The sequence below is a fragment of the Marinomonas rhizomae genome (assembly GCF_024397855.1).
GTDB lineage: Bacteria > Pseudomonadota > Gammaproteobacteria > Pseudomonadales > Marinomonadaceae > Marinomonas > Marinomonas rhizomae_A.
This window is the reverse complement of record NZ_CP073343.1, coordinates 2,743,963-2,758,052: the sequence shown is the minus strand read 5'-3', so window position 1 is coordinate 2,758,052 and position 14,090 is coordinate 2,743,963. Positions and strand designations below refer to the sequence as shown.

Here is a 14,090-nt window from a genome sequence, read left to right as displayed (position 1 = left end):
ATATGAGCATTCCAACGATACCGTCTTACTCTATGCCAACCGTTGATACCTTTCCTAATCAAAAAGTAAACTGGGTATTAGAGCCAAAGCGTGCTGTGTTTTTGATTCATGACATGCAAGCGTACTTTCTGCGTTTTTACGATGCTGATTCGGAATTGATCAACACTTTGAAGCAAAATCTTGCGGCTATTAAAGCCTATTGCCGAGCCAATGATATTCCCGTTGTTTATACCGCGCAGCCTAATGATCAGAAACCGGAAGATCGTGCTTTATTAAATGATATGTGGGGAAGTGGCTTAAATGATTTTCCTGAGTTGCAACAGGTTGTGAAAGAGTTGGCTCCAGACGAAAGTGATACGGTTTTAGTTAAGTGGCGTTATAGCGCATTTCATCGTTCGAACCTTCAGGAACTTATGCAGAGCTGGGGACGCGATCAGTTATTGATAGGAGGTGTTTATGCGCACATTGGCTGCATGATTACCGCTGCGGATGCGTTTATGCGTGATATTCAGCCTTTCATGATAGGTGATGCCTTGGCGGATTTTAGTGAAGATGAGCATCGACAAGCGCTCACCTTTACAGGGGGAAGAACAGGTCGAGTGATTTCAACAAAAGAGGTGTTGATTGCAACTGATATTGTGGACACTGGCTTTCGCTTTGAGCAGTTAAAAGCACAAGTTTTTGCCTTCCTTGATGATGAAGATATCCAGGAATTTGATGCCGATGAAGAGTTGATTGATTATGGCCTTGATTCGATTCAAATTATGTCATTGGTCACCAAATGGAAAGCGTTGGGAGTTGAGGTTTCTTTTCAAGAGTTGGCCAGTGTTGCCACACTGAATGGTTGGTGGGAGCTAATCCAAAACAAGAGGGCGCTAGCGGCATGATTAATCCACTTGATTTTTCAGGTAAAACCATTTGGGTAACGGGTGCTGGAAGCGGGATTGGTTTGGAGGTAGCGAATCAATTTACTTCTCTTGGTGCCAAAGTTATCGGCTTTGATCTAGCGTTTGATGGTGGCTTTTACGGTTTTGACTGTGTAACTCTAGATATTAGCGATGAAGAGGCTGTTTCTCGTGTTATGCCAGAGATACAGAGTGATTTTCCACAACTAGATGTATTGGTGAATGGTGCGGGAATATTGCATTTGGGAAGCCTTGAGGACACAAGCTTGGATGATTTTAAACACTGTTTTAACGTCAATGCGGGCGGTGCTTTTTTAATGATTAAGCATGCGGTTACTACTTTTAAACGCCAGAAGAGTGGGGTAATCGTTACTATTAGCTCGAATGCAGCCAAAGTACCGCGTCAAAATATGGCGGCTTATTGTGCATCGAAAGCGGCTTTATCAGCGTTGAGTCATACAGTAGGGTTAGAGTTAGCGCCTTATGGTGTTCGTTGTAACCTTGTGTGTCCTGGCTCCACCGACACACCCATGCAGCGAATGTTGTGGACCAATGATGATGCAGAGCAAAATACGATCAAAGGTTTTCCAGAGCAATATAAGCTTGGTATCCCTTTGGGGAAAGTTGCTCAGCCGAGCGATATTGCTCAAGTGGTATTATTCTTTGCTTCAGATATGTCGAACCATATCACCATGCAGGATGTTGTTGTGGATGGTGGTGCTACGTTAAACGCTTAATTAAACGCCGTTAATTTAGAGAGATTAAAAACCAAAAAAGGCGAATCGAAAACGATTCGCCTTTTTTGGTTATTGTACGATATTTAATAAATTACATACGGTAGGTAGCGCTTAGGCCGATAGTGCGAGTTTGACCTACAGAGGCTCGTACAGCTCGTCCTCCATTGATTTGGTAAATAATGTCTTCGTCAGTTAGGTTTTTAACATAACCATCTATGGTTAGGCTGCCATTAACATATTGTATGCGAGCGTCAGTGCGTACGTAGTCGCCTGCTTTGTAGTCTTCCGTATTGTCCAAATCAGAATAGTATTCGCCGACATAAGTAACATCGCTACCAAATGACCAGCGTTCGCCAATGTATTGAGTAATGCCTATGCTTGCGTTGATTTCAGGGGCGCTAGGAAGGTCATTTCCCTCTGAGGTTTGATAGTTATCAATTTCGCTACGTAGCAAACCAATAGAGCTGCGTAATTGAAGATCATCGGTTGCCCAAGCTGTCGCTTCCAGTTCTATGCCGTAGGTGTGTGCCGAATCTATGTTATTAATACGGTCGTTATACATGGCTTGGTAATTAGAATAGTCGTTATAGAACAAAGAGGTGACTAAAGTTGCTCCATTCGTAAATTGACTTTTACTACTCAATTCGTAAGCAGTAACATCCTCGCTTTCATAGGTATAAAACTCGCGTGTAGAGTCCCATTGATAAGCAGAACCACCCGGGCTGTAGCCTTTTCGAATGTTGGCGCCTAATGTCGTGGTATTTGATATCGCATGGGTAAGACCAATTTTTGGCAGGAGGTTTGTTTCGCTATCATCATGATCAACATCTGTTCGACCATCATTAACAATAAAGCGATCGGCTTCTTCTCTTTCAAGACGTGCGCCACCAATTAGATTTGTTTTCTCTGTGAGTGCGTAGCTTCCTTCGCCATATAGCGCTAATGTAGTGGTGGAGGTGTCGTTAGCTGTGTACCAATTTTGTCCACGATAGGTGATGTCTGTATCGGCGTCTTTTTTTGACGCAAATACACCAATGACACCTGTTAATGCAGCATTAGGCTGATTAAAGATAATGCGGTTTTCGATTGTTGTTGTGTCTTTACTTATGTCGAGTAGCGTTGTTCCAGGGTATTCATCAAAGCTGATTTTGCTTTTGCTATAAGCAATATATAAAGCATTACTTATGCCATCACCTAGATTGTAATCGATGTCTACCGCAATGGCGTCAGTCGTAGAGTCTTGCAAGCGTGTATTGCGTCCGCTACCTAGAGTCATCAATTCTCCAGAAAAATCATCTTCCTCATCATTTGCCCAACTTAGATACTCTCCTTCGTATTGGTGGTGTTCTACGGTCAATTTTGCCGTTAAATTCGGGTTGCTTGCAGGGTCCCAGAGTAACTTTCCACGCATATTGTAGTTTTCTGCATCGTTGACATCGGGGCCCGTGTCTAGCTCATCGTCTGATTGAGCGTAGTTCATCCAACCTTCGCCTTTGGTGCCATCAAGTGCAATACGATACGCTAGCTCGTCATCTATTAAAGCTCCAGATGACATTGCTCCTAAATTATATTTTAAATTACCGTTTTCATAATGTTCGAGTCCTGCACGAACGGCGGCTTCATCCGTAAAGGTTGGGTCGTTCGTTTTGATTACGACAGCGCCAGCTATTGAGCTAGTGCCTTGGGTTGTGGATTGTGGACCACGAAGAACCTCTACTTGTTGAGCGTCCCAAACACCGCTGGGAGTAAAATTGTAACCTGACCAATCTTGAGTACCACCGTCAATGACTGTTGAGACGCGAGAGCGTGCGCCAGTGATCAAGGCATAGCCACCAGAGGCAGCACCATTACCACTCATACCGCGGATTGCTACATTACCAAAGGACGAAGTGACAACGTTTGGTGCTTGTGTGGCTAGTTCTTTTACATCCTTTGTTTCGCCACTAGCCATATCCTCGCCACGAATAATAGTCACAGCGGTTGTGGTTTCTTTAATGTCTTTATCCATTTTTTCACCCGTTACAACCAATGCAGGAAGCGCTGTGGTGTCTTCTGCAAAAGCATTGGATGAGACGCAAGCCGCATTAATACTAATGACCGCAATAGCAATTGTTGATAAGGGGCTGGGTAATTGAGTGGATGAGGTTTTTTTGGAGTGATACATATTTATCCTTTTTTGCATCAGTGAAGTAAAGATTTAGCTAATATTATTGATAACGAGAATGATTCGCAATACTATTATTTCATATTTTTGAAATAAAGGATGAATGTGTTGAATAAGGAATCTACGTTGCCAGCATGGCTGGAATATTTTGGTGTTTGCCAAGAGCAGGTTGGCAGCAACATTTGGTGGCAAAGCGTCAGTTCTGCAGGAGCGCCTTTTATACAGGAGGGAAGCGAGCAAACCAGCTCCGTGTTGTTTGTTTGGCAAGATCCTCAAGGAAATGAATATGAATCAAGCGTTGCAAGTGTGTTGCTTGATGTTAATTCGTTGACAGACCATCACAGTTGGGAGCCAGTCTGCCTACATCGAATAAGTGGTACGGATGTGTGGATGGGCTTGTTACAAATCAATTCTAACTGGCGAGGCAGTTATTCCTTTATTCCAATAGAAAAGCACCAGTTGCCGGTTTTTGTGCGACAAACGGGCGATGGTTCTAGGGAAGCGCAACGTGCTTGGTGGATGTCTGTTGCCGTAAATCAGATTTCAGATCCATTGAATCCATTGCCTGAATTGATTTCGGGGTGGGGGATAAGTTCACCGCTTCATCTTCCTAAAGCCGCAACTGAATTGGGTTGGCAAGAATGGGATCGTGGAGAGTTGAATGCTATTTCAGTGAGTCGTGTGCATGCGATCAATTGGTCCTCAAAAGAGTTAGATAACCAGCGAACTTCTTGGCTTTTCTCGACAGCAACGAATGATGCTCCATTGGTTATATTGCTTGACGGGCAAAAATGGGGAGCGCCAAGTGGCACCTTATCGGTTCTCCAGTATTTAACAGATACCTCTAAAATAGCACCTGCTCATTACCTTTTGGTGCCTTCAATAGATGGGCCGACACGCTGGAAAGAGCTGAGTTGCTACTACTCTTTTTGGCAGTCTTTGTTAGATGAGCTTTTGCCAATAGTAACATCAGAACTTGCACAGGAAGATTGCTCCGTGTCTGATTTTCTTGTCGCAGGCCAGAGTTTAGGCGGACTTTCTGCCTTGTACGCAGGCGTTACCTTTCCAGAGTATTTTTCAAAAGTGATTAGTTTGTCTGGCTCGTTTTGGTGGCCAGAAGATAGTCGAATGCGAGCACCTAATAATACGACCTCTAGTAACGAATGGATTAAGAATGTACCTACAAATAGCCTTGCCGACCAAATCCTCAAAAATCAAATAAGTGTTTCTCATTTACAAGCTTTTTTGAATGTAGGGAGTGGCGAAGCAGATATGTGTCTATATAACGAAGCGACTTATCAAGCGATTCAGCAAAAAGGCGGACAGGTGCATTACGAGATAGTTTGTGGTGGTCATGATTGGTTGTCATGGCGCTCAGGTCTTGTTGATGGTTTGCGACATTTAATACCAGCTAGATCTTAACTTTACTGAATTAGACAGGGAGAAAAAAATGAGTAATGAAGCAATTAACCCATTTGACGATGATTCATTGGCGTTTTTGGTCTTAGTAAATGCACTGCAGCAGCATAGTTTATGGCCGCTTTTTAAGACTATGCCAGCAGGTTGGCAACAGGCTTTTGGGCCGAGCTCTCGTGATAATTGTCTTGAATATATCGAAACGAACTGGACGGATATTCGCCCACAAAATTCCCCTTCACTTTCTAGCGGTTCTTAAAGAAGTTTATTATGGAAAATAACATCGCATCGCGCATTAATAAATCGATAGGCTTAGAGGATAGTACGGTTGCACCCCTTACGGATGTGCAGATGGGCATATGGCTAGCCGATCATATTTCTTCACAACTTAATACCTTTACTATTGCGCATAAGGTCCACATCACAGGGAATCTTGATTCTAAGTATTTACTAGAAGCTATTCAGCTAGGGTTGAAAGAAGCCGATACCGTACAGGCTGTTTATCGCGAATATAACGGCGTTCCGACCCAACAGTTGGATTGCAGTGATCTCGAGTTTACTCCTGCATGGATGGACATCTCGAATCAAAGTGATGGGCAAGCTTATATGGATTCGCTTATTCAGCAAGACTTGGACGCTGAGTTGACGCTGTCTTCGACTATGCCATTGGTTCGTCAGATTGTTTTTAAACTGTCAGACCTGCAGTACGTTTGGTATCAGCGTTTTCACCATATCATGCTAGATGGTTTCAGTTTTAATGCTTTTACCGCCAGAGTGGCGAGTATTTATCAGGCGCTTGTTCTGCAAAAAACCATCACTAACTCACCTTATGCCTCTTTTTTTCAGGTGGTAGAGGAGGAGCAAGCCTATAAACGATCAGATAAATACCAACGTGATAAAGCTTTCTGGACAGAATACTGTTCCGATTTACCTAATGTGGTCAGTTTATCTAATCGCGATGCATTGACGGAGGCAGGAAATGCGTCGGTATCCCAGCGTTTAATTAGAGTAAATGGCCGTATTGGTGGTTCAACTTTACAAAGCTGCCTAGATCGATTCCCTTCTTCTAATCTTACCGTTGCTGATCTGGCAATGGGATTGATCTCAGCGTATTTGATTCGAATGACGGGGCAGTGGCGAGTTCCGGTTGGTTTGCCATTTATGGGGCGCGTTGGCAGTGTTTCTTTAAGTGCGCTTGGGCCAGTGGTGAATGTCTTGCCCGTTTTTATTGAAGGGCATTTGGAAGACGGTATTTTTGAGCTGACGCGACGTATAAAGCAAAGCTTGAAAGCCATACGCAAGCACCAAAAATACAATGCTGAGCAAATTTCTCGTGATTTAAATCGTGTGGGAGAAGCCTTATATGGTCCAACATTAAACTTGCGGCTGTTTGATTATGACCTCTCGTTTGGTGAGGTCGCTGCAAAAATAGAACACCTTGCTGCTGGGCCTGTTGAAGATCTGGATTTCGGCTTGCACTTTGACAGTGGGGACCTTCACATAGAGTGGGTGGGTAATGATCAAAAATACGATGTCGAATCGTTAAATACGCATCTGCGGCGTTTTGAAATATTTGCTGAAAGACTTTTAGATGATTCTGATACTCGTATTGCCGATGTTTCAACGTTACTAACCTCTGAGCAATTGCAGATTCAACGTTGGCAGAAGGGTGTCGTCACGCCTAGCAGTGACTATGTGAGTTTGATAGAACAGTTTCATGGATTAGATAATTCTTTGGCAACTAGGCCAGCGCTCGTAGTGAAAGAACAGTCAATTAGCTTCGCACAATTAAATGACAATGTCGCAAAATGGGCGCAAGTGCTGAGTGAGTTTGGGGTGAAAAAGGGCGCTTGTGTTGGTCTGGCTTTACCACGAGACGAGCGCATGGTGTACGCTATGTTTGCGGCCATGGGGCTAGGCGCTCATTATTTGCCTATCGATCCGACTTATCCTGAAGAGCGCATTAATTGGATGCTAGAAGACTCTGCGCCTCAGTTATTGATTGCCTGTGGTGCTTATGGCTTTAACGTGTCTGATACGACATTTGTTGTGTCAGTTGATGATGTCAGTTTTATAAAATCAGTAAATCAAAAAGATCCCTTAAAAGCCGTGTTTGATTTTCCTTCGTCAGATGACTTGGCTTATATCATGTACACATCTGGTTCGACTGGAAAAGCAAAGGGGGTGGCGATAGCTCACAAAGGTTTAGTTAATTTAGCGTTTTCCCATTGGCTACGCGATGGCAAGGCGTTGGCAGAAAAGCATTTGAATGTGAATGCCATGCTGACCGCTTCTTTTTCATTTGATACCAGTTGGGACTCGCTATATTGGCTGTGCTTTGGACACACCCTTCATATTGTTGACGATGAAATATGTAAGGATTCTGAGCTTATTAAGCAGTATTTTAATAAGCATCATGTTCATGCCGCCGATCTGCCTCCAACGGTACTGGCTCAGCTTTTTGATCTTGAGGCGATAGAGTCAGCTAAGTGCTTTCCTGAGTTAATTTACATTGGTGGCGAAGCACCATCTTCTCGTTTATGGCAACAAGCACGACGTTACCCAGCATTGAATGTTAGAAATTACTATGGCCCTACGGAGAATACGGTAGACAGCCTAGGAGCCGATATAAAAGACTCGGACCAAGTCGTGATAGGTCGTCCTATCGCCAATACGGAATCCTATATTCTCGACTCCAGCCTATCGCCAGTTGCCATTGGAACCACCGGAGAGCTCTATGTTTCAGGTCCTGGCTTGGCGCATGGATATCTAAATCAAAGTTCATTAACCGCAGCTCGTTTTATTGCTAATCCATTCAAATTGGGTGAGAGGATGTACCGAACGGGTGATTTAGCGAGATGGCTAGAGGATGGGCAAGTTGAGTTTATTGGTCGGATAGATCATCAGGTCCAAATTCGCGGTCATCGTGTTGAGCCTGGTGAAATTGAGACGGTTCTGAATGCAATTGAAAACGTGAAAAGCAGTCTTGTTGTCGCCAATAAACTGGGCAGTACGCATCGTTTAGATGCTTATGTCGTACTTGATCACTATCAAAAAATGACTACTGATGAGCAAGCAACACAAAATGAAGCTCGAGCACTGTTAGATGTTTTGTCTCGTCAACTTCCTTCGTATATGGTTCCGGCTACTGTGACGTTATTGGAGCAATTTCCATTAAACACAAACGGTAAGATAGATCGAAACGCGCTACCTGACCCTATTATTATTCGTAGCCGTGGAATTTTGCCAAAGAACGATAAAGAAGCGTTGGTGTGCGAATGGGTTCAGAAGGTTTTGAATCTAGATTGTGTCTTTATTGATGACGACTTTTTTGCGTTGGGTGGTGATAGTATTGTCGCTATGTCTTTAGGCGGTTTGGCGCGAAAAGAGGGTTATTCTTTACGCGCAAAAGATGTTTTTGAAAGCCGCATAATCCGTTCAATAGCAACGCGATTATCACGAGTAGATGCTGTTAAAAAGCGGCCAAGTGTTCAATCTGGTCAGCTATCGAATTTACCTATTTATCAATGGATGCAGGAAGCTGGAGGTATTAATCAGCCTTATTTTCAGGCCGTATGTTTTGCTTTACCAGATTCTATGTCACATCAGCAGTTTGAACAGGTTATTGTCAAACTGATTGCAGCTCATAGCATTCTTGCGGCTCAGGTTAATGCTTCTCACCTTGAGATCGGCTCTTCTGAAAATGCTTTTTTTGTAAAAGTATTTGAGAAACAAGGCGCTTTATCGAATTTGGCTGACGATGCTTTCGAGCAGCTTGTTCGCATTGAATCAAATGAGCCTTTTGCTGCTATGCGAGTGGCTTATTTGCGTAATAACAATAAAAAAGCGGCTGTGTTTGTTATGCATCATTCGATAATAGATGGGATGTCATGGCGAATTCTTTTTTCTGATATAGCGGGTTTATTGAAAGACCCAGAGAGAAGCTTATCAAATTCACCCAATAGTTTAATAGATTGGCAAAAGGTTCTGGCAGATGAGATGCCTCGCTGGTTGTCCCAGCAAGCATATTGGTTGGAGCAACGAAAAGGTAAGCCACTGATAGCGCGCGAAGCTTCTAATGAGCGTGCGCATCAACGGATTTTATTAGATGAGAACGTCTCTAAACTCTTATTAGACGTTATACCCAAGCAATATCAGTGTCAGCCGCAAGAGGCTATTTTGAGTGTTTTATATATTGCTCTCGCTATGCAATATAAGAAGACAGACATCTCAATGATGCTGGAATCCCATGGTCGTGCTGAGGTTGGTGAGCTAGATTTGACTCGAACCTTGGGCTGGTTTACCGCTGAATACCCGATACGTTTGGCCGGAAAAGACGCTCTATTATTTGATCTTAATCATCCTGAAGCGCCTTATGAAGAAGTTGTACAGTTGGTGCGTAGTAGTTTGCTTAGAGTGCCCAATGATGGTGTGGGATATGGCGTGTTGCGCTATTTGGGTGATCAGACTTCACTTGCTGAGAGTAGCAACACAGTAGCGCCACAAATTTTATTTAACTACCTTGGTCGTTTTCAGCGGGATGATCTTTCTCTGCTGCAAGGCGGGCGTTATTTTCAAGATACCTTTGAAGTACATCAATCCGATCAGCTGAAATCATCTTATGCGTTGGAATTAAATATTTTTGTGGATGACAGTCAGGGGGCTCCGCAATTAGCTATTTACGTGGATCATGATATTCAACAAATAGCGCCTACAGAATCCCAAGAGCTGATTAATCAGTTGTCTGCTGCCTCGTTGGCTATGAGTAAATTCGCTCTAACGCACCAAGCTATAGCGGCGGACACCTTGGTGCCAGAAGATCTGAAAAATTTGGATCTTAGCGACCAGAATATACATAGGTTAAGAAGCCAATATGGCTCCTTACAAGCCATTTTGCCCGCTTTGCCTTTGCAGGAAGGACTACTTTTTCATGCGCAGCTAGAAAAGGAGAGTGATGCTAAGGATGCAAGTTATAGCTCTTTAGTACGCCTGACATTTTCTGGTGTTGTTGACACTGAGCGTCTTAAAGCATCGTTAGGGGCTGTGATGGAAAGGCATCCTCAACTCGGCGCCTTATTTGATTTTTCACAAGGCAATACCGCGTTACAAATTCTACCTTGGCGGCGTGGCGAGCGGAAAACGTGGGTGCCGTTACGGGTCGTTGATTTAACGGATCAAGATGTTCTTGTCCAACAAGAAACATTGCAGGAGATTGAGCGCGAAGAGCTCAGCCGAGATTTTATGGTGTTTCAGTCGGCAGGCATTCCATTGCTGAATACTGTTTTAGTTCACATGTCAGATAATCAACATTGCTTGTTTGTAAATGCCCATCATCTAGTTGTTGATGGCTGGTCAACGCCTATCTTAATTCGTGATTTGCTTACTGATTATGGCAGTAGTGCTATTGAATTACCTGCTATTCCTGTTCCGTATTCTCAGGTTGTTGAGCGATTGATGTCTAGGGATAAAACGGTGATGCGAGATGCGTGGAAAGAGGCATTAGCGGGTTCCGCCCCGACGCTGCTATTTGCGGATCAACCGCCTTCATCACAAGTCAAAACTCATGCATTGACACTTTCCGAGGATAAGTTTACCAAGCTCAAACGTTTTTATCAGCAGCGAGGGCTTACCTTAAATAGCGTATTGCAAACCTTGTGGGCTAACTTACTTTCGGGTTTGACAGGTCGCTCTGATGTGATCTTTGGTACCCCCGTTTCTGGTCGCTTTTCTGATGTGGCGGGAATAGAAGAACATATAGGCCTATTCAGTAATACGGTTCCTGTCCGTGTGCAATTACAGCCTGAATTGACCTTGTGGGAGCAAATGCAACAAGTTCAATATGAACAAGTTGGTTTGTTAGAACACGATGGATTGGGGCTGGCTGAAATCCAACGATTAGGAGGGCACGCTAATTTATTTGATACCTTGCTGGTGGTGGAAAACTTCCCTGAACAGGCGGATTTATTTAGTCAGACTTATCACGGTTTACAGCTCAACGAAATGTATAGCCGAGGTTTCACTCATTACCCATTGACGGTATTAGCATTGCCTGGTGAGCAGTTAAATTTACTGTTTGAGTACCGAGGTGGTGCTGAAATTAACGATCTAATAGCGCGTTTCGATAGCCTGGTAACCTCGTTGTTAAGCGATGATAATTCGCCACAGCAAGCATTAGATCTTAGGTTACCAGCCGAAAAAGCCATAACAAAAAGCGTGAATGACACTTTTCAGGCTTTGCCTAGAATGACGCTCCGTGATGGTTTAATGGAGCAGGCTAGTCTGACACCACATCAGGTTTGTGTATCTGATGATGAGTATCAATTAACGTATTTAGAGGCTCGTTACCAAATTGTTACGCTGGCCAAAGAACTACAATCTTTAGGTGTTCAATCTGGTGATGTTGTGGCGGTTGCACTGCCTCGTTCCGTTAAGTTAAGTCTTGCCTTGTGGGCAACTATTGAAGTGGGTGCTGCTTATCTTCCTCTTGATACTGGGTATCCAGATGATCGACTCAACTACATGCTGGACGATGCAAAACCTGTGGCGTTAATTACGCTATCAAATGAAGTTGATCGTTTTGAAACGAACGCAAGACCGTATTTATATGATGCTCCTATTGCGGTAGTAGACGATTCTCAAGTGAAGCAGACCTTAGAAAGTTGGAATGCACCGGAGCTCAGTCAATCAGCTGCAGCGTATTTGCTTTATACCTCTGGTTCCACAGGTCGACCAAAGGGGGTTTTAGTTTCTCATCAAGCTATAGTGAATCGTATTTTGTGGATGCAAAACCAATATCCGCTGACCTCGGACGATGTTGTTCTACAAAAAACACCTTGCAGCTTTGATGTGTCGGTTTGGGAGTTCTTTTGGAGTGCTATGGTGGGAGCCAAATTGCACATGGCACCGCCAGAGTCTCATCGTGATCCGCTTCAATTACAACAATTGATTGCTGACAATAAGATAACGACTTTGCACTTTGTTCCCTCCATGTTAGCAGCATTTTTGTCTTCATTAGGCGATGAAAATACGGCAACTTGTCATCGCTTGAAACGGGTCTTCTGCAGTGGTGAGGCCTTGCCTGTTGAGCTGTCAAAGCAATTCGAAGTGAGCGTTGGTTGCGAACTTCATAATTTATATGGACCAACGGAAGCGGCAGTGGATGTCTCTTATTATCCTGCTTTTGGTCACGATTTGACTCAATTAAAAGGTGTTGGGGTACCTATTGGTTATCCCGTTTGGAATACTCAACTGCGGATACTGGATAACTTCCTACGTCCAGTACCTATTGGTGTTGCTGGGGAGTTATATTTGTGTGGTGTACAGCTAGCGGATGGCTATTGGCATCGGCCTGAATTATGCGCCACACGCTTTGTGGCTGACCCAGAAGCCAATGGTGAGCGCATGTATCGTACTGGTGATGTGGTTCGTTGGTTAGACAGTGGTGCGGTTGAATACCTTGGGCGAAGTGATGACCAGCTTAAAATTCGTGGTCAACGTATTGAGTTGGGTGAAATAGAGCAAGTGCTCGCGGCACAAATTGGCGTGGATCAATCTGTTGTTGTGGCGAAAACATTAGGTCAAGACAACAGTGCAATGGGCGCAGATGCTCGTCAATTGGTGGCCTATGTCACTAGTCGTTCAGGAGTGTTGGACACCGCACAAATCCGCACGTCTATGAGTGAATTATTGCCTGCCCATATGGTGCCTGTTGCAGTATTGCAGCTAGAGGCTATGCCACTAAGTGCGAATGGAAAGCTTGATCGAAAAGCCTTGCCGCAACCATCTGACCTTTTAGGGGTGAGAAAAGGAAGGGCGCTCAAATTAGGCCTTGAAACTGAAATAGCCAATGCTTTTTCTAAGGTATTGGGCGTGAGTGACCTTAATGCGAGTGATGATTTCTTTACCTTGGGCGGGCATTCGATTCTCGCAGTACGCTTAGTTTCAGAGCTGCGTAAGGTATTGAAGCGAAATATTACGGTTGGGCAGGTTATGGTGTCCCCAACTATTGAATCGTTAGCCCTGGTAATTGCCAATCAAGACCCAACACAAAGTCGCGACCTATCTGGCTTTGGCGCGGTGTTACCGATAAAAGAGGGTACTGGCTTACCTATTTTTTGTATTCATCCTGCGTCTGGTTTTGCTTGGCAATATGCTGGCTTTGCTCGTTATCTATCGCACACTTTTCCCATGATTGGTTTGCAGTCTCCGCGGCCGGATGGGCCCATTGCTGCACAAACCAATATGGATGGTGTGATTGAACAGCACTTTAAAGTATTGAAAGAGCGCCAGCCAACAGGACCTTATCGCTTGATTGGTTACTCCTTAGGCGGTGTTATTGCTCACGCTCTGGCGGTTCGATTACAAGCAATAGGCGAGGAGGTGAGCTTTCTTGGGTTGTTGGATACTTATCCACCCGACGAGCAAGATTGGTCCGAATCTGTTGATGCTGAAATTCAGCATGAAGTTGAGCGTGAGAGGACAAAGTTCATGGATACATCGGAAGATATGTTAGATGAGCAGGTTGAAGAAGCACAAGATGCCATGTTTGCCGATATTGTGCAGAACTATGCCGACTCGGTTGCTTTACTTTCAAAGGCAAAAACGCAGCGTTATCAAGGCAAAGCTGTTTTGTTTGTGGCAGATAAAACCGTGCCAGAGAAGATGAATATTCAGGCAGCATGGGCGCCTTATGTCGATGAGCTCGAAGAGCATCATTTTGATTTTGCGCATGAAGATATTTTATCGCCTGAAGCACTTACTGCGCTGGGCCCTGTTTTTAACCAATTGGTCTCAGAGCTATAGCTTCAAAACAACAACTTCAAACGTATTAGAGCGCGGCGAACTGTCGCGCCAGATTTAAAGAGTCGT

The 14,090-nt window shown here is 44.1% G+C and carries 6 protein-coding genes; 5 read left to right on the top strand and 1 reads right to left on the bottom strand.

The genetic code is table 11. The annotated features are described in order from the left end of the window. Positions 1 to 2: 2 nt before the first annotated feature. Together KDW99_RS13075 and dhbA are read left to right on the top strand one after the other, a co-directional pair. Positions 3 to 887 (top strand): isochorismatase family protein, encoded by an 885-nt coding sequence (locus KDW99_RS13075; protein WP_255825328.1) that lies wholly within the window; start codon positions 3 to 5, stop codon positions 885 to 887. Then, positions 884 to 1,642, top strand: a complete 759-nt coding sequence (dhbA, locus tag KDW99_RS13070) for a 2,3-dihydro-2,3-dihydroxybenzoate dehydrogenase (protein WP_255825327.1) — start codon at positions 884 to 886, stop codon at positions 1,640 to 1,642. The genes KDW99_RS13075 and dhbA overlap by 4 nt, the downstream gene beginning before the upstream one ends. 91 nt (positions 1,643 to 1,733) lie before the next feature. Here the strand turns inward: dhbA and KDW99_RS13065 are convergent, their stop codons facing one another. After that, positions 1,734 to 3,806 (bottom strand): TonB-dependent receptor, encoded by a 2,073-nt coding sequence (locus KDW99_RS13065; RefSeq protein WP_255825326.1) that lies wholly within the window; start codon positions 3,804 to 3,806, stop codon positions 1,734 to 1,736. A gap of 108 nt (positions 3,807 to 3,914) precedes the next feature. On the opposite strand from KDW99_RS13065, the gene fes reads away from it, so the two are divergent. From fes to KDW99_RS13050, 3 genes are read left to right on the top strand one after another with little or no spacing between them, the layout of a single operon-like run. Next, the gene (gene fes / locus KDW99_RS13060; RefSeq protein ID WP_255825325.1) at positions 3,915 to 5,228 is read left to right on the top strand and encodes an enterochelin esterase; all 1,314 of its coding nucleotides are present in this window, start codon (positions 3,915 to 3,917) and stop codon (positions 5,226 to 5,228) included. A 28-nt stretch (positions 5,229 to 5,256) separates the two neighbouring features. Continuing rightward, complete coding sequence (locus KDW99_RS13055) at positions 5,257 to 5,481, top strand: MbtH family protein (protein WP_255825324.1); 225 nt, start codon at positions 5,257 to 5,259, stop codon at positions 5,479 to 5,481. Positions 5,482 to 5,492: 11 nt separating this feature from the next. After that, entirely contained in the window at positions 5,493 to 14,024 is an 8,532-nt protein-coding gene (locus tag KDW99_RS13050; RefSeq protein WP_255825323.1) for a non-ribosomal peptide synthetase, read from the top strand. The last annotated feature ends 66 nt before the right edge of the window (positions 14,025 to 14,090 follow it).